Annotated in this window: 14 protein-coding genes; 2 read left to right on the top strand and 12 right to left on the bottom strand. The window is 50.6% G+C overall.

What is annotated here, in order from left to right; all coding sequences use genetic code 11:
• Nucleotides 1-578: 578 nt before the first annotated feature.
• Together OGY35_RS13290 and OGY35_RS13285 are read left to right on the top strand one after the other, a co-directional pair.
• Nucleotides 579-1,238: a hypothetical protein gene (locus OGY35_RS13290; RefSeq protein ID WP_286632506.1), complete on the top strand. Its 660-nt coding sequence runs from the start codon at nucleotides 579-581 to the stop codon at nucleotides 1,236-1,238.
• Nucleotides 1,235-1,720, top strand: coding sequence for a hypothetical protein (locus tag OGY35_RS13285; RefSeq protein WP_286632505.1), 486 nt, complete (start codon nucleotides 1,235-1,237; stop codon nucleotides 1,718-1,720). Before OGY35_RS13290 ends, OGY35_RS13285 begins: the two co-directional genes overlap by 4 nt.
• A 430-nt stretch (nucleotides 1,721-2,150) precedes the next feature.
• Here OGY35_RS13285 and OGY35_RS13280 read toward each other — a convergent pair whose 3' ends face one another.
• From OGY35_RS13280 to OGY35_RS13225, 12 genes are all read right to left on the bottom strand, one after another.
• Nucleotides 2,151-3,521 (bottom strand): VasL domain-containing protein, encoded by a 1,371-nt coding sequence (locus OGY35_RS13280; RefSeq protein WP_286632504.1) that lies wholly within the window; start codon nucleotides 3,519-3,521, stop codon nucleotides 2,151-2,153.
• A 69-nt stretch (nucleotides 3,522-3,590) separates the two neighbouring features.
• Nucleotides 3,591-4,064, bottom strand: coding sequence for a hypothetical protein (locus tag OGY35_RS13275; RefSeq protein WP_286632503.1), 474 nt, complete (start codon nucleotides 4,062-4,064; stop codon nucleotides 3,591-3,593).
• 22 nt (nucleotides 4,065-4,086) lie between these two features.
• Nucleotides 4,087-4,542 (bottom strand): type VI secretion system baseplate subunit TssE, encoded by a 456-nt coding sequence (tssE, locus tag OGY35_RS13270; RefSeq protein WP_286632718.1) that lies wholly within the window; start codon nucleotides 4,540-4,542, stop codon nucleotides 4,087-4,089.
• Between the two features lie 2 nt (nucleotides 4,543-4,544).
• Nucleotides 4,545-5,078, bottom strand: coding sequence for a type VI secretion system lipoprotein TssJ (gene tssJ, locus OGY35_RS13265; RefSeq protein ID WP_286632502.1), 534 nt, complete (start codon nucleotides 5,076-5,078; stop codon nucleotides 4,545-4,547).
• Nucleotides 5,056-6,141 (bottom strand): type VI secretion system baseplate subunit TssG, encoded by a 1,086-nt coding sequence (tssG, locus tag OGY35_RS13260; RefSeq protein WP_286632501.1) that lies wholly within the window; start codon nucleotides 6,139-6,141, stop codon nucleotides 5,056-5,058. Before tssG ends, tssJ begins: the two co-directional genes overlap by 23 nt.
• Nucleotides 6,105-7,859 (bottom strand): type VI secretion system baseplate subunit TssF, encoded by a 1,755-nt coding sequence (gene tssF, locus OGY35_RS13255; protein ID WP_286632500.1) that lies wholly within the window; start codon nucleotides 7,857-7,859, stop codon nucleotides 6,105-6,107. Before tssF ends, tssG begins: the two co-directional genes overlap by 37 nt.
• Nucleotides 7,860-7,885: 26 nt before the next feature.
• Nucleotides 7,886-9,481, bottom strand: coding sequence for a type VI secretion system protein TssA (gene tssA / locus OGY35_RS13250; RefSeq protein WP_286632499.1), 1,596 nt, complete (start codon nucleotides 9,479-9,481; stop codon nucleotides 7,886-7,888).
• Nucleotides 9,478-12,921, bottom strand: a complete 3,444-nt coding sequence (locus OGY35_RS13245; RefSeq protein ID WP_502872701.1) for an ImcF-related family protein — start codon at nucleotides 12,919-12,921, stop codon at nucleotides 9,478-9,480. Before OGY35_RS13245 ends, tssA begins: the two co-directional genes overlap by 4 nt.
• Nucleotides 12,918-14,042 (bottom strand): KPHS_23130 family T6SS system protein, encoded by a 1,125-nt coding sequence (locus OGY35_RS13240; RefSeq protein WP_286632497.1) that lies wholly within the window; start codon nucleotides 14,040-14,042, stop codon nucleotides 12,918-12,920. The genes OGY35_RS13245 and OGY35_RS13240 overlap by 4 nt, the downstream gene beginning before the upstream one ends.
• A 722-nt stretch (nucleotides 14,043-14,764) precedes the next feature.
• Nucleotides 14,765-15,040 carry a PAAR domain-containing protein gene (locus OGY35_RS13235; RefSeq protein WP_286632496.1) on the bottom strand — a complete coding sequence of 92 codons (276 nt, stop codon included), beginning with the start codon at nucleotides 15,038-15,040 and terminating at the stop codon, nucleotides 14,765-14,767.
• A 629-nt stretch (nucleotides 15,041-15,669) separates the two neighbouring features.
• Nucleotides 15,670-15,915 (bottom strand): hypothetical protein, encoded by a 246-nt coding sequence (locus OGY35_RS13230; RefSeq protein WP_286632495.1) that lies wholly within the window; start codon nucleotides 15,913-15,915, stop codon nucleotides 15,670-15,672.
• 39 nt (nucleotides 15,916-15,954) lie between these two features.
• Nucleotides 15,955-17,106: Tli4 family immunity protein (locus OGY35_RS13225; RefSeq protein ID WP_286632494.1), on the bottom strand; the 1,152-nt coding region annotated here is incomplete at its 5' end.

Below are 17,106 nucleotides of genomic sequence, written 5' to 3'. Positions count from 1 at the left end.
CGCCTTTCCGAGTCTGAAGTTATCGTGTTCTCAGACTGTTTGAATTACGTCTTAATGAATTGTTCAGATGAACAGATTAATAGGTTCACAGAATGTTCAAGCAAAGAGGAGCTCTCCTATTTTTTATCTGACTTATTAGAGCTAATTAATTCTATCAAACATAATGAATATATACCTGATAGGTATAAAAACAAGAATGAAAAAGTGCACAAATGAAAAGCGTATTGATGTTTTTGATTTTGTTCTTTAAAAATTAGTCTGGTTTAAACGGCACGTTCGGCGCGACCTCTTTGTTAAGTCTTGTATTGTGTCATAGACCTTCATTTGTTCGGCCAAAAAGGTGCGTCGGGGAAAAAAGTTGCCGATCGGAAGTGCGGCAGGGAAGAACTGTTGTAAGAAACTGAAAAAAAGGAAAAACACCCCAAACACAACAATCCAGGTCAGAGAGAGTTGTTGTTGAGAATAACTCGCTCAGTGACTTAACCGAAGCCGCATCGCAGGGTAAGACACCTCAGCAAGTCACGAAAGAACGCGTTGAAGCAGAAAATGAGCTCTATAAGAAGGAAAACTGTGCCGGGATGAGCGCGGAAGCGTGCTCAGTGAAGATGTACACTCAGTGTCAGGAAGAACTGAAAGATATCCTGTCAACGGGCGCAGATTTTATGCCGGTGGTCGGGACCATCAAAAGCGTAGCAGAGGCACAATCGGCACTGGATTATCTTCTTGCTGCTGCCTCAGTGATCCCCGGAGAGCACATTGCTTCTAGTATTCTGAAAAATGTGGAAAAAGCTCTGGCTAAGGGCGATCTCAATGAAGCATCCAAGCTGCTCAACAAGGCCAGTGATGAAATTTCTGGATATCTTCCTGGTCCAGGGAAAATATCCGTACCAACTTCTGGTGTTGGTGCTAGTGCCAAGTTCTCGGTAACTAATGCACAGGTTGGGAAAAAACTGGGTAAACATGTTGAAGATTTTGGTGGGAATGCTTCAAATGCGGCCGATCGAGAACGTGTTTTAAATATTATAAATGATATAGGCTCTAATCCAGATAAAGTTGTTGCAGGGAAATTTGCAGGGCAAGGAGCTGGAGCAGGTGCCAGACGTGGTGATGTATTCTTTAGAATAAAAGGAAATGATGTTGTTGTTACTAAACCAGATGGTAGCTTTATTACTATTCTTAAAGATGGTGTGTTAAATAACACCTCTGTAAAAAATGCACTGAAGGGGGCACCACAATGATGCTTTTTGGGAAGGGGTATCAAGAGCTGTCACGTAATGTAGTCGGACAAAAACTTCAAAATGTCAATGGTCTGATATATGTTTATGACGTTCCAGATTTAGGAGCACCGCAACAACTTCAGCTTGTTTTTTTTAGTGAAAATCAAAGTGTTGTGTTCAGATGCGGACTGGATGGGGCTTCACTTGAACTAACTGATTCGCCAATGCAAGAAAATGATCTCGGAGAGTATGGCAAAGAGGTAATCATGGATTTGTCAAATTCATGTTTGTTTCAGAAAGTTATTGGAAAAACACTCTTACGATTTAACGTGATTTATTCTGAAATTGAACAAAAAGTGATTGGGGCAAAGTTAGTTTTTGATGAAGGACTTACTTTAATAATCATTAATCTCGGAGATGAAATTAAAGTTTTTGATTCTTTGCCAATGGAATATGAACGAGACGAGAAAATTAATTACATTGATGTTTCATCTATATTTTAAAAACAGCCTTCCCGACAGTTAATCTCTTAACCGTCTGTGTCTCCTGACCCTCAGCCTGCACCATCGCAGGCTTCTGAAGGGCGCAAGACATAACGCTGATTATGCGTGGTTCGTTCTCCTGAACTGCGCGTAATTCCCGCGCGTTATGTTTAATGGCCGCAGGCTATTTGCCAGTAGGGATGTTTGCTAAGGCGGTAGCGTGTTTGAACGAAAAGGCGCGTCGGGGCAAAAAGTTGTCACCCCGAAAGTGCAGTAGGTGAAAACATTTATACCCAACTAAAAATACAGATCCCCCCTGCAACTCACGTCAGAGAGAGTTATTGTTGAGAATAACTCGTCCAGTTTTATTAAAGCAGGTGAAAAACCGCTAGCTGGTGAACAACATCCCTCAGAGGTCATAAGGATAAAAAAATACCAACAGCCACACCACTCAGTTCAATTCTGATGTCGTATTTTGGTTCTGTCGACCTGAGAAAATAATTATTTCTCCCTTCAGATGATCTTCAATGATTTTGTATAGTGCTATTTTTTCATCTTCTGCTATTGATGGGGATGCGACCTGGCGGAATTGTTCCTCCAGCGGAACGGTCTGACGGAAGCTGTTGGTCATCTCATAAACGACCGATTTCAGCTCACTGACGGTAATGTATTTGCCCTTCTGACCATCCAGCGTATTCAGCCTGTCTGACAACGCCTGAAGCTGCTGCATCCCGTTATGCCAACCCGTCAGCGAACTGGCTGGAAGCGTGCTCCCGGCAAGACGCTGCTGCCACTTTTTCTGCATCTGTATCACTTCGGAATTGCCAGGCCACAGTTCCTGAGCCTGATTCAGCAGCGCGGCCCCCTGCTGATATGCCCAGTCTGGCGGTATTGTCGCCAGCTCATCAAGCTGTGAGGAGGTCTGTTTCAGCCAGTCGTCTGAAGCCAGCGATGACCCATTATTCTGACGTAAGGTCTGAATTTGTTCGCGGTTCAGCGCTTTCGGTAACGCCGCAACGGAAGCACTCAGCGCCAGATCCGCCCCGTCAACACGGTGAGCGTAGCTCCAGCCCCACAGTACAACCGCGACAGTAATCAGCGCTGAACAGACTCCCGCCACAAACACCGGCCAGCGCTTGGGCAGCGGTAGCGTTTCATGCACTACTTCGACGCTCACTTCCGGCTCCGGGCGAATCACATACACCAGACGACTCAGCGACGGATCATTGTCTTGCGCAGCGCCGGAAACCTGGGCCTGCGGTGGAAGGACAATGACAGGTGCCGCGCTTTCTTGCGGGGAACTGTTTTCCAGTCGAGTCAGCGCACTGCGCATCTGCTGCATCAGCGACGCAGTCTGGCAGGCGTGTTTCAGCCCCTGACGGGACAGAATATCGTCGAGCGCAACAAGCTGCTGCTCTGCCTGCTGCAAAGAGGCTAAGTCCGCGTGGCTGAGTGAAAAAGTGCGAAACAGTTTCTGCAAACGCTGCAGCAGCCCGTTGAGGATTTCTGCGCGAGCATGAACCGGCTGCGGCCAGAGCTGCGCCCACTGGTGCGAAAGCAGCGCATTGAGGATTGCCAGCCCTTCATTCATGCCGTTCACCCGCGCCAGATGGCTGCGGGCGAGCGTGTACCAGGCTCCTGTCTGCAGCTCAACGCCGTTGAGTTCGAACAACGAAAGCGAGAGCGTTTCCACCTGCGCCCAGTTCACATCCGGGCGCGCCGGATGCGAGAGCTTCGCCATCTCTTCACGCAGCGCAATAAAGTCAGAAAGCTGACGCGGGTCGCTGCCGGTTTTCACTGGGCGGGGTTGTACATCGTGCATAATGGTTTCATCCCTGAGGAGAAAAAATGGCGGAACGCTAGCATCTCTGCGCACCGGGCGTAAGGGCAATTAATCGGGCAGCAGTGACCCAATCATGTCGAAAAAGACCTCTTCACTGAACGCAAGACGCGAGCTGGCAGTACTGCCATACACGCTGTATGACCAGCGACTGTTGTCACTCGAACGCATAAACAGGCGATACAATGAGGTAATTTGCCCGTCGGCACAGAACGTCACTTCCACGCCGCCGGTAACGCCCTGCCCGTACAAAAACACCGGGGTAAACTTCACCCTGCGGTGTTCATAGTTCAGAACAATACCGGGCACGTTGAAAGAGCTGCCGCTGGCGAAAGAATCAAGGACAGAAACGATCGTTTCTTCAACGCCGATACCAGTATCCGTCAGCCAGCTTTCTATATTTTCGTTAAGCTGCCCCATCTGCTGGCAGAACTCCGCGATATCCGCCTGACATTTCGTATCAAACAGCCCGCTGCGGGGCTGCTGGTCCTGCAGTTTTTTCAAAAATCTGGCTTTCGCTGACATGCTTTTCCTGTAATTTTCACGGCTACATCCGGGCCTGGTTGTCGAGATAGTTCTGCTGTTTGAGGTGGCGGATAAGCACCCGCCCCTCCGGCATAAAATCGGTGCCGTAGCGCACCAGACCGATGCCTTTTAATTCAGCATCAATGGCGTAGCGCAACTCGCCGGGGGTTTTCTGGTCGAGCAGAATGACGGTGATGCTTTGCAACCGTGGCTCATACTTCAGCAACACATCCGAAAACGTCTTCAGCAACTGATGCGCCGTGCCGGGCATCCCCTGCAGGATTTTGGTCATGTCCGGCAGACCGTAGTCTGGCAAATGCGCCAGCGTGCCCGCCCGACAGTTGAGGATCCGCTGCATATTATCGAGCACCGACAAAATCACCTGGTTTTGCTCGTTGACCTGGTGCAGGTCGAGACCGCCGGTGAAGTTGCCGGTCAGCATTTCATACAACGACGGCGTGTTGTGTCCCTGTGGCATCATTAGTCCTTCACGGGTTGCAGCGTCAGGTGATTATGTCCAGCCTCAAGAATGCGCGGTTTGTCAGGATCCAGCTCTTCGCGCTCCATCACCAGTTTCCAGGTGTTGTTCGCCATATCCGGATAACGGAACAGCCCGACCACGGCCACGAACTTCGCATCGGCTTCCATCGGCATATCCAGGCTCGCATCGCCGCCCGGCTTTATCACCACATCGCGCGTGGCCAGCAAATCGTTTTTTAAAATGGTGTCGCCATCCTTGAGCAGTTGCTGGTACACCGTCTTGTCAAAGGTCTTACGGTCTTTTAGCTGATAGACCCGCACGACGACCGATTCAGATAATGAGTTATTCTCACGGGCATCGGTATTCAGCGCTTCTCGCGCGGTAAAATCCAGATGCAGCGTTTTAATTTTCTTGTAAAAAACAGAGGTTAAAGCCGATTTAGTTCCATCCGTGATGCTCTGCGTCAAGCCACACCCGACCAGATTGAGTACCAGCAGACAGAGCGCGATTTTAGTCAAACTTGTATGTAACACGTCGGTTTCCTTGTTGTTGTGTTGCAGGCTGCAGGCCTCTGTAAGAGCCCAGTTCCGTGGTAAAGGTTTTCGGGATATCGTCGGGAAGCGTCTTCTCCTCCGCCCCCAACACGCCGTTCATCCCAAGCCAGAAAGCCCCCTCGCCCAACGGAGGAGCCTTCAGCAGATGCGTACCGACCGTCAACGTGATGCGTGCTTTAAACCGCCAGCCGAGATACACCCGCAGCATCACCAGAAAATCCTGATACAGCAGACCATCCGGCTTCCAGCCCTGTGCTTCCTGTTCGTTATCTGTCGTGAGTGCAATGAGTAACTGGCTGTTAGCATCCATCGCTTCGTCACCCAGGGGCATATTGCCATCGAGCAGAAAATCCTCATCGCCATAAAAACCCAGCGGCTGTCTGATTTCTACCGGACGTAAACAGTAAGGGCTGGCTTTCACCGTGGTATCCGGTGCCAGCAGGCTGACCAGCGCCTGCATTCCTTCCTGGGTTTTACCGGGCTGGCGCAGCACGCCGAGTAACGCCAGAAAGCGCGATACTGGCGTGGCGATGTGGTTGGCCGTTCCGGGAATACCCAGCCCAACCAGCCCCAGCAGTGACTGAGATATGGAGTCAGTTCCACCCGGTTCGAACGTTGCCGGATAAGAGTACTTGCGCCAGATGCGGTAAAACTGGGTCAGGATGCGGTGGCTGAAGATATCGAGAAAACCCTGCAGTGCCTCATGCCCTTCCCGACGTTGGGTGATGTCATCCAGATAAGCCGTCGGCAGCGGTGAATCAACGCCATACAGCCCCATAAAAGTGGTGCGAATAACCGGCGGTTTACTGTCGCCCTCTTCATCGTATTCGACTGCTTTCAGTTCGCTGGCCGGAAACCCCATCCCCGGATGAGGCGCAAACCGCACCGGGTCGTCTGATGGATGCGTTGTCGAACCTATCAGCGGTTTTTCGGGCTGGCGCTTCTCCAGCAACTGGCAAAAACGATAGAAGTTAATGCGGTGAAGGTCGGCTTCCAGTCGCAGGGTCAGCCGGGAATACGGCGGTTGTGCTTCTCTTCCCATTCCAGACGTTCTCCGGTCGGTTGCAGGATGATAATCAGGCGGTTAAACAGATAGATGTCGGTGTAGAGCGCAAAGAAGCGGCTGAGCATCTCACCGAACAGGCAGATGTCGCCACGCCCGGCAAAACCATGGCTGTCGAGCGTCACTTCAATCAGTACGCCGCGTACCAGATAGCCCTGCTCGAAGCGTTCCGTTTCGCTGTGTTTCACATCAATGATGGCCTCCAGGCGGCGGCGGTTCATCTCGCTATCAGTCCACTCATACAGCGCAAGGGTGCCCCGTAGTACGTCAGCATTATCCATCATTGACAGAAATCCACTGCCGAGATGGCTAAGTACGCGCCAGTGGAAACGGTCCTGATCCGGTGGATAGCAAGGCAACGTCGGGGCGCAAAGGTTACGCACACCAACACTGGCCGAAGTGGTTTTCATCACCGTATCAAGTACGGTACTTTGCAGCGCCCGGCGCGGCAGTTGACCATTGGTGCCAGTCAGCGTCAGCGACAGGCTTTCATCTTCCGGTACGGTGTGGTTGTCAAAGGCTTCGCCGCCGAGGATAAGCCAGGTGTTATGCAGTCCCGACGGCCCGCGACGCACGCGAGTGTGATAGTAATATTCCGGCGCTTCATGACGCATCATCCCGCCTTTATGGCGGAAGCTCGAAAACGGCACATAAGTATGCTGGCTGGAAGACATCACAGAATCGACAGCGTAAATCTCGGTATGACCATCCTGCACGCGCATCGGGCGCAGCATGTATTCGGTTTGTAGCGAATTGAGCGTCAGCGGGTCAGATTCCAGCGGGAACAGGTTAATCACCGGCACACAGTTCAGGCGCAGATGTTTATCCGTAAAGCTGAAGTCATGCTCCCAGCGTTCTGCCAGTACCACGTCGATTTCAAACCACAGCAACTCTACCGGAAATGCCACGTTCTCCAGCCCGTGCAGGCCGGTGAACATGAATTTCTCGCGGAAGGTAAAGTACTCAAGCAGCAGTTGATACCCACTGAAACTACTGCTGCCTTTAGGCCAGAGGGTATCGTCATCGCCAAAACCCAGCGCGGTAAAATGCCCGTCGAACGGCCTTCCATCCACATCGCCCGGCAGACGCAGACTCATCCGGGCAACATTCATGGTGAACGCTTCATGCATAGCGCAGGCCAGCGGCGCATCGGCGTTGAAGTATAGAGGAAGACGACTGAGGTCTATCTCGCTCCAGTCGGCAAGCTGGCTACAGTTGAAGCGCAGGCTCACCACCGAACGTCCGTCGGGATCGGTCGTCAACGCCGCCTTATCGAGCGTGAGAGGCTGGAGATTGATTTCCTGGGTCGTGGTGTAGCGACAGCGCGTGCCTTTGTCGCCAATCGGCCTTGAGAGCACCTCGAAGCCTTTGGCAATGCGCATCTGCTCTTTCATTCCACGCCAGTCCGGCGTGAATTCGACCACCGACATTGACGGAATGGTGCGCAAATAATGCGGCCACAGCAGGCTGACCAGCCCTTCGGTCAATTCAGGTAAGTCATCATCCAGTTTCTCACGAAGCCTACCCATCAGGAAGGCGAAGCCTTCAAACAGGCGTTCCACATATGGGTCGCGTGCGCCCGCTTTATCAAGATTGAGCATCGCCGCCCGGTCCGGATGGGCACGGGCAAACTCTTCACCGGCTTCAAGCAGGTAGCGCATTTCAGCGTCGTAATAACGCAGGGTTAAGTCGTCCATAAATTTTATAATCTTTTATTTGAGTATCAGCCGCACAACACGGTGGCTCGTGCCGGATCAAGTGCAATCAGCCCGAACAACAACAAATCCATTTCAGGCTGCAGACGAGTTTTATCAGCCTCACTACGCCCGGCCTTACTGCGCAGCAGTTTGAGCCTGCGTGCTTTGACTTCAAACATCAGTTCGGGCATCCATTGTTCAAGCGTGAGCTTACTGGCGCTGTCGTCAAGTTCACTCAGCAGGTGCAATGCCATTTCGTTTTTACCGTACTGCTCACTCACCCGAGCCATTAACAGGCGCATCAGCCATCTGTCGCGGGAAGAGGTATAGCCTGGACGAGCCTGTAACCAGTTGAGTGCTGCTTCAATACCTTCACTGTCAGCTTTCGCCAGCACTTCCGGCTCCAGCATGAGCACATCATCGTCCGAAGAGAGAGCGGTGGTAACGGACTCACTTTTCCAGCCTGCAACATCGTCCAGAACCTTCTCAGTAATCCAGTTCAGGGTGACTTCATCCGCGAAAGGGGTACCGTCGCTGAATGCCAGCGCGTCAAGCCCCGGCAAACGGGTCAGTAGCCCTTTCAGGTCATTGCACAGGATGTCTGCCCGAACGCTGTCATTATCCATTTTTACCAGTGCCTGCCATGCATACCACTGCACGTCCAGCCACAGGTGATTCACCCCCTGCGCCAGCAACATGTCTGAATGCTCCAGTAGTTCTGACCAGCTCTTTTGCAGATACAGACGTTTCAGATGCGCTTTGTTGTCAGGCTTCGGCGGGACCAACCGGGTTCGTCCGGAGGCATCCAGCGGGGGAAGCTCCGTCAGCGTGTCCCAGCGAACACTCTTCAGCAAATGATGCCCGGCAAGCCAGCCACCGGGCTGATCGCGCAGATATTTCGCCAGCACTTTGGCCTGATCGAGTAAATCTCTTCCTGATGTAACAGCGTTCATTACGGGCGCTGATGAGGCTGTCGATACAGGCGCATTACTTTCTTCGCGACTGGTTTGCGGCACCAGCGTATTGGCACCACCGCTTTGTATCAATCGGTTATCCAGAGTCTGGTATAACCCTCCAAGTTCAGGTCGGGCATTCTCCTCAAAGGTTTGAAATGTCTGTTCCACCAGCAACAGTGCCGCGGTGATCCGCCGCATCACTGACATATCTACTTCAGGATAGAGGGACAGACTGTCCGTCATTCGGCTGCTGCCAAGCCATTCCAGGGCTGACTTACGGCTACGATCGCGCTGCGGATGCAGACGGGTACCGAACCGCGCCAGCATTGCTGCCAGAAGTTCAACGCCCTCCACCAGCCCGGACTCACCGTCCTGATGCAGACGAGCCCAAACATAGAAGGTGATAACACGCAAATCCTTGCAGGAACTGGTCAACAGCTTTTCTGAAAGCGTGCAAATCAGGCCGGTATCAATGCCGGAGAGTTTGTTAACCTCTTCGCGAATGCGCTGAAAATCATCGTCATAACCAGGGTCTTCACCAACTGGCTGATGACTGTCGATGGGAGCCAGCCAACGCTCCCAGTCCACTGTACGAAGGCGAGCTTCGGCCAGGAGTTGTACTTCTCCAACGCCGCTGGCGTGGAGTAAGTTCTGTAATGTCATCATTCTCCCGTCCCCTCCATGTCAGAGGCATCCGTACTGGTGGTAAAAGCCTGGGCTGCAGCCGTAGCATCCACACTAAAAATCTGTCCAGGAAGGCTGAAATCACGCAAGTCGAGAAGTGCCAGCGGGCCTTTGCCCAGTTGTGAGCGCAGCACCCACTGCAGCGTGCGTCCATCCGATGCGGTGAAACTCATCATCCACTGACTGCGGTCGAGTTGTTGACGTTTACCCTGATCCAGCCAACGGATGAAGCCCCAGGTTCCACCGTAATCGCCATACAGACGAGCCCCTGCGCTGGTCGAAGTCCAGGTCAGCATGGTTCCCGGTTTGTAGGTATCACCTGGCCAGCGGAAGGACTGCCAGTCGGTCATCTGGTTGAAATAGTGCAATTGCTGTCCGTCAATGGTCAGTTGGGTTTCCACCACCTGCGCAGCAGGGCGAGCTTGTAGCTCAAAACTGATCCCCTGGCTGCCGTCAGTAAACAGAATGTCTGACAGTTGGCTCAGTTGATTCACGGCTTTGAGGAAGGCCGGATTGAACGTCAGCCCCTGGCTGTGCGCGTTGTCCGGTACCCACTGGCTGCCCTCTTTGTGCAACACGCCGTTGAGTTCGGTGGTCAGGAATCTGTCGATACGACCACTGTCTTTACGCACAAACTCTGCCAGCATCGGCAAGGAAGCGTCACTTTTGCTCACCGCGAAAGGGAAGCGACCATCAAAAGCCGTGCGCCAGTTCGCTACCACCGAGCGATTCCACCTGTCGTTCAGACTGGCGGCCGATGGCTGTAGAACCGTTTCCCAGGCCTGCGTCAGCGGTTGCACAAATAAGGTACGCCCAAAACCACTCCACTCTTCACCCAGGCTCGCGGCCATCAGGCTGCCATACTGCTGAGTATCCGTCAGGTCGACGCTTTTCCCCTGAAACACGGTTTGGGCCAGAGTCTGCATCATCTCCTGCGGGTCGGATGCACTTGCCACTTGTTGCAGGCGCAAGCGCACGCGAGTAATGCGGGTGAGATACGTCTGCAGGCTTAGCGTGCTGTCCGCAGACATCACGTTGCTGGCCTTGTTTTTGCCCATCAGCGTCAGTAGTGGCCCGAAGGTGTCATCAAGCGGTCCCTGAGGCCCCGCAGCACTCTGATCGATGGCAGGTTTGTCTTTGCTGCCGATCAGGTCCTTTGCCGACTTAATAAGAGAATCCGATATCCCTTCGGACTGCTGCCCGGTCTGACCTTGCCAGGCCAGCGTGTTCATCAGCGCAATCATTGGCGACTGACGGACGTCGCTCATCAGCGTCAGTTGGTCAGTGACATCGGCGATATTGCTGACAGAGTTCCAGTGCAGACTGTTGAGGAAATTGAGCCAGCTTCCGGCAAAGTCGGTGAAGTAGCGCTCTGTCAGACGCGCTTTCAGTGCTTCCGGCGACAAATCTGAGGAGACAGCTTTTCGGCTATCACTTAACACCCAGTCAATTTCATCCCGGCGGGAGTTTGCGGCCTTTTCGATAGCCTGCTGAATACCCCCTTCCCAGGCCTGACGGGTAAACATCCCCGGCACCACCTCATCGGTCGCGAACAAACGACGGGCATCGGTGCCGCTGGTCATGTCTTCCAGCGAAACATCAGCAAAGTTTCGACGCACGGATTTGAGCATGTTTTCGTACAGCGTGCTTTCCGCGTTGCGACGACCAATTTGCTGTAACAGGACCTGACGGCTTTGGCTGACCAGTTGCGCATCCGGCGTAATTTTCCATTGCGGCTGTTTCGGCAGTTCGGTGATGTAAAACACCCACAAATCGGGGGAAAGGCTCTGCCATAATCCGGTAGAGATCCCCATTCGCGTCGGCTGCACGGCTTTCAGGGTCTGTGCGTAAAACGCACCGTCGGCTTTATCTGGTCGCGCCATCATCAGCCAGGCTTTCAACTGGTCATAACCGGGTTTCGCCAGTTGCACGCGCTGGTCGCTATTTGGTTCAGAATTTGCCAGTGCAGAAAGCTTCTGCATCAGTGCCGCACTGGCCGGATCGCGGATCAGGCGGTTATTCGCCACGCCGTACCAGGGCAGCATCGCGTCGAGCAACTGCTGGTTATGGTCGAGGCCGAAGCGCTGATACCACGGCGTACCGTCCTGCATATGATGTTGCAGGCGACCGGCATCATTACGCAGGTCGTGCAGCGCCGTCAGTTGATAATCAGAAACGGAAGGATGTTTAACCAGAGCGTGCGATTTGTTCGCCACCGCGGAAATCTGCTGCCAGTTGAACGCAAAAGAGAACACCATCCCGATTCCCCAGACGCCGATCACCGCCATAACGGCCCACGCCAGGGTTTGCTCCCAGGCCATTCCGACACGGTGTCCGCGCACACGCGTACAGTCTTCTGTCACACCCTGCCAGGTGAGTGGGAAGGTGAGCGCGTGCTGATGCGCGGAAGGCATTGTTGTTTCAGTGATTTTTTCTACAGTGTTTTCTGGCTGATCCGCCAGGCTGAACATCAGGCCGCGCAAAGGAACACGTTGCTGCGAACTGTACAGCCACGGCGTCAGGCGCGACACCCAGCGCTGGCTGCCCCCCTGCTCAAACTGCTGTGCCAGGCGTAACAGAAAATCGTAGCGCGGGTTTTCTGCAATCTGCGAAAGCCCCTGCTCACGAAGTTGCGCCAGAAATTTGTCGAATTGAGGAGCAACATCATCAGGCATCGCGCGCAGTGGCAACGTCACGCCAACCGACTGAGATTTACGGCCTACTTGCGACCAGGCGCTATCGCACAACTGCCATAGATAAACCGGAGAGGAGTAGCGCAACGCTTCGCCTATTTTCTCAAGTCCGCGCAGATCGTTGTCGCTTATCTGCGGCGTGAGGTTCTGGCTTTCGCCTATCACGCGAACAATCCCGTCAAGCGGGCGTCCACGTCGTAACGTGCGTAAAGCAGCGAGTTTGTCGGTATCTATTTCACCGCTCAGACTGCCGCCGTATATCAGTACGGTACGGTCACCTTCCAGCCACTGGTTGGTTTGCAGTCCGGGGATCAGTTGCTCAATTGCAGCTTCGTCGCCAGTGACGAGCAGCAGGCGGACTTTATGGCGCCAGAAAAATCTGTAACGAATTCGAAGATGATTTTTAAGGCTGAATAACATCTGACTGGCGCCACTATCCTCACTTGAAGGCGGCGCGAGCTTCTTGTCTGACATCTGCGGCTTATAGACAGCCTGATTTCTACTCTGCTTCCATCGCCACCAAAAGGGTGAACCAATCAAGCCAAAGAGCAAAACTGCAAACACAGCGCCCCAACTCGTCCAGATTTTTTGAGTTGAAATCCCGAGGTTGTTCAAACTCTCCTGATTGATAAAAATTAAAAATGCGCTTATCCCCGCCAGACCGATGATCAGAAGGAAATATCCCCATGAGCCATAGCGTGCGTTTGGCAATATTTTTGGTTCGGTCATGCGTAAAGCTCCCTGGAAACCAAGCAAAGAGTCCCTGTTTGCTGCGGCGTCTGATTCACCAGTAGCTGATCCTTACTGGTTTTGTTGGCGGCTTCAGCCAGCATCGCTAAGGAAAGTGGCAAAGCCATCTCTCCAGGAGGTCCAAAGGAGAGATCAATAGAATGCAGAGGCCTTTTTTCCGGTAACCGCCACTGGTGGAGAGTTGCATACTGCATTATTTCTGATGCGGTTGTTTCAGCAGCCCCCATCAGCCAAACGTATTCCAGATGCTGCTTATCCGGCTGAACATATTCAAATAACATATCTAACTCACTAGTAAGACTTCCTGCTTCCATCGGCATCATACGAGTTATACCAGCGATAACAGGCAGTGAATGCAGCCGAGCAAAAGCCGGCGAGACGATAAGTTGAGCAGAAATAAATTCACTTGACTGCCCGATGTTTCGAGGGGGCCAATCCTGGAGAGAAATAATTAATATCACCCCGTCAGTGATATTCCCGTCATAGAGAGATTCTATAAATTCCATGGAATGGATTGAATTGGGTATGAGATCCCATTGCTGAGAAATCAATTTATTGCGATCTATGCCAACTCTGTCTTGCGATTCGTAAACATAAACAGAGTGTAGAAAATAGCGGTAGCCTGGGTACTGCTGTTCCAGCCTTCGGTCTGTTTCTTCCATTAATGCTGGAAAACTATGCGGTGGGTTGAACAATGGACGAGCTTTTTTAGGAAATGCCGGGACCTTTTCCAAATCACCCAATAGTGCCTCCATTCCTTTCTCTTCCGGAGAAAACAAAACATTGCCAACCACTGCAAGCTGTTGTCGACTCCAGTTGCGCCATTCGGCTTTAGTTTGTTCTGTTTCGAAATCCCAGGCCCTGCTGGCTATGACAGACTGCTCATAGCGATTAAACAACACACCAAATAAACAGAACCAAATAAACAATGCAGGCAGAGCTCCGTAGAAAAAAACTTCAGAGTAAGTTGCCATATTCCAGATCCATAAGCTGGAAACAGCACCTGCGATTAACATCAGTATCAAAAACATTATCCATAGCCAATATTTTGGTGCTGGAAGAGACTTTTTTTCAGGAATATCAGGTATAGGCCATGCCATAGTAAAGCTCGATATTTGTGTGTATATTTAATATCAAAAGGAGAGGTTAAAATAGCAACAAGTAACGTTCCTGATTACCTGAATGCCACGATACCTGCTAACAGGCCAAATTAAAAAGCACACCATGCTTTACTTTGCGACTATCGCTGTGGCATTTCAGACTTCAGGATTAGCTATTATTTTTATAGGTTATTTTAAGAATAGACACAAGCAACTCATGTTTGCATCTTGCGGCGAAGTTCTTTTACTTCAATAGTACAAACATTAACCCATAACGCTTTTTTATCGCATCCGCTCCATACCGTATGTGCTAGCGTCAGGAGATTGGTGTGACAAACAGGGGAACCCATTCAAACAAGTTTTTTCAACAATAGCTACAGGGAAGTTTTTAGCTAATAAGGTAATATATTTGAATATCTCCCTCGTCATCGACTAATATATCTGATAACGCACCACACAAATCGAAGTAAACTAGTTTATCTTCCACGTTGTAAACTCCCTAAATTCCTCATCCAGATTGTCAGCGACTACCGAACCTACGATACCACCCGCAGCGACACCGACACCAATGCCCCCCTGCTTTATCGCTTCTTTAGGTTTGTTTTCCACAGTCAATATTGCATAGGTTGTCAGTAACGCTTTAATTAAAACGCCAACCTTTCACATTACATTTAGTCTTTTGTTTGGCGCTGTGAAATTACTTAGTCCCATCCCTCCCTATCTCACTTTGAGTAACTATCCGGAATACCAGGGATAAATTTTGCATGGCACGGACAAGAACTAAAACTATCAAGTGACCCCGCCAGAACCTGACCTCCATCGAATGTATCGGCGGCTCCGCCTAAGATTTTGTATGTTCCCGGGTGCTTACCGCAATTAACCATATCTCCTTCTCTGGCAGCAGAAACGCCGTACCATTGAAACGTTGGATCGCCGGTAAGGATCTTCCCACCGCAGGTGGTGCTATCACCGACTCTTAAAAAATAGCCGACGCTCATTGTGTTTCCTTTTTTTGAACTATTGTGGAAGTATGTAAAAGGCATTGCTAAATTCACTAGCGACTATTCATAGTGCAAGGAATTCACCAGCCAGTCACAGATTTCGACCATCTGCGCTTCGCTGTAGCGCGTTATTTTATCAAAATTGTTTATCCCCATGGTTTAGCTGGCGTGGCATCGGCCTCGTTGACATACAGGTCAAATTCATAAAGAGGATTGGCACTATTTTCCATATTTTTCGTTCCAGCAGATAACTATGCACGGGCTGACACTCAATCCGTTGAAAGTGCATATTTTTTTATGACATCTTTTAAAAAGGGGTATTTTCAGGCCTGTTACCAAGTTTATTAGTGGTATCGCGCAAGCCTGCTCTCTTAACTCAACCCGTTATTTAAATGCAGGTAAATAGAGATGTCTGCTTTCAATTTTAAAATCATATCGTGAAGCTGATTGTTAAAGGGCATTGAAACATCAATTACATAGCGTCCGATGCACTGCGGTTTGGTTTGCGCAAATAACGTATTTATCACTGGACTGTCCTTCTGCACTGGCGTGGATGCCATAGCCTGGGCAATAAAAAAGCATGCTGTCCGCCATAAGAGATAATGCTGCAAGCTGTCGAAAAGTCTTCATGGGATCGAGACCTCCTGGACCATTTTCACAATGGCCCTGAGGGTAAACTGCAGGGCCAGCCTGTCCTGTATATCCTTCAGGCCGCTGACGTCATAGGCTCCCTGGTGGTCAACGACGGTTGCCAGAACGCTTTTGATTTCGCTGTTACGGCATATTGCACTCAGCGATCCCACCAGCACCGTGCCATTGCCCGGCGTCTTTTTAACGAGATAACACCAACCAGGAGACAGGAACTCATGCATTCATCCGGTGCGGAGACATAATTCCTGCCCAACTCTGACTCAGAATGCTCCGGGACGATATCTGAACGTTCTGGTGATCCTGTCCCAGATATCGACCAGCTGTGAATCCGTATAGTTTTTCGTTTCCTTACCAGAATTATTCAATTCAACGGAAAATATCGGATGCCTTGAATCAACAACATCCTCATTACCGTAAAAAGTGAATCTGTAGGCAGAAACACTTTTCTCTTCCGGATGATAGATATCCTGTTTGCCTTTCATCAACCACTCTTCGGCATTTATCTCCGGAAGCTTTACATCCCCTTTCTTCAGGGTATGAGCACCAACTCTGATGAGGGTGGTATTAATTTCATCAGCCCTTTCTAACAGAGTTTCAGATTTCCTGAGAGTATTATCACTGTTAATAATAAGGCCAAAATCATCATTATTATAAATAATATCGATAACATCCTTTGATATCACACCTACATCATTAATAAAACCGTCCGGAATACAGATGCCGGGCTGTGCTGGCACTTCATCATCCTCTCTTCCTTTTAGCCTGGAAAGCAGGTTTTGCATTTCTGCCAGCTTCTGTGGCTTATTATTTAGGCTAGATTCACTCAATCCCGCATTTTTTAACATATTTTTCTTATCAAGATATTTAGGGTTTGTATGATCTAAGAATTCTGAATACAGGATGAATGCAACCCCTTTGCTATACAGATGTCCTTCAAGAACCCGCATTCCGCCTGCCACACTTTCATTTACATTACGATCAAAAATGACTGCATTGTCATTTATCCGATACAGTTGTTTCAGAAAAGGCTGATCTTCCGGATCGACAGTAGGGCTTTTTTTCAGCTCCTGCTCACGCAGATAAACTCGTTGTGCAAACGCCGGAGGATACAGCCGCTTGCTGGTAATTCTCATCTCATTAATTTTTACCTGACCGACCGCTGCGTTGTTGAATGAAACGGGCATATCAAAAAGGTAGCGACCAATACACTGCGGTTTGGTTTGCTCAAAAAGCTTATCTGTCATCTGTTTTTCCTCTGCCGTTAAAGGGGCTACCGGCCACGGGCGGGTCAATAACCAGTACGCTGTATATAAAACAAGTACAACAGCAAATAATCCAAGCCATAAATGCCTTACCCGCATGAGGTGACCTCCCCGGCTATTTTTATAATCGAGCGCAACGTGAACTTCATT

The organism is Citrobacter sp. Ct235, from assembly GCF_030332305.1.
GTDB classification, from domain to species: domain Bacteria; phylum Pseudomonadota; class Gammaproteobacteria; order Enterobacterales; family Enterobacteriaceae; genus Citrobacter_A; species Citrobacter_A telavivensis.
The sequence above is the reverse complement of the archived record's forward strand: the minus strand, read 5'-3'. Positions and strand labels throughout refer to the sequence as shown.

Excerpts from the sequence above, each read along its gene's own strand:
- OGY35_RS13290 (WP_286632506.1), top strand. The coding sequence starts at position 579 with ATGAGCGCGGAAGCGTGCTCAGTGAAGATGTACACTCAGTGTCAGGAA.
- OGY35_RS13285 (WP_286632505.1), top strand. The coding sequence starts at position 1,235 with ATGATGCTTTTTGGGAAGGGGTATCAAGAGCTGTCACGTAATGTAGTC.
- OGY35_RS13280 (WP_286632504.1), bottom strand. The coding sequence starts at position 3,521 with ATGCACGATGTACAACCCCGCCCAGTGAAAACCGGCAGCGACCCGCGT.
- OGY35_RS13275 (WP_286632503.1), bottom strand. The coding sequence starts at position 4,064 with ATGTCAGCGAAAGCCAGATTTTTGAAAAAACTGCAGGACCAGCAGCCC.
- tssE (WP_286632718.1), bottom strand. The coding sequence starts at position 4,542 with ATGCCACAGGGACACAACACGCCGTCGTTGTATGAAATGCTGACCGGC.
- tssG (WP_286632501.1), bottom strand. The coding sequence starts at position 6,141 with ATGGGAAGAGAAGCACAACCGCCGTATTCCCGGCTGACCCTGCGACTG.
- tssF (WP_286632500.1), bottom strand. The coding sequence starts at position 7,859 with ATGGACGACTTAACCCTGCGTTATTACGACGCTGAAATGCGCTACCTG.
- tssA (WP_286632499.1), bottom strand. The coding sequence starts at position 9,481 with ATGATGACATTACAGAACTTACTCCACGCCAGCGGCGTTGGAGAAGTA.
- OGY35_RS13245 (WP_502872701.1), bottom strand. The coding sequence starts at position 12,921 with ATGACCGAACCAAAAATATTGCCAAACGCACGCTATGGCTCATGGGGA.
- OGY35_RS13240 (WP_286632497.1), bottom strand. The coding sequence starts at position 14,042 with ATGGCATGGCCTATACCTGATATTCCTGAAAAAAAGTCTCTTCCAGCA.
- OGY35_RS13235 (WP_286632496.1), bottom strand. The coding sequence starts at position 15,040 with ATGAGCGTCGGCTATTTTTTAAGAGTCGGTGATAGCACCACCTGCGGT.
- OGY35_RS13230 (WP_286632495.1), bottom strand. The coding sequence starts at position 15,915 with ATGCATGAGTTCCTGTCTCCTGGTTGGTGTTATCTCGTTAAAAAGACG.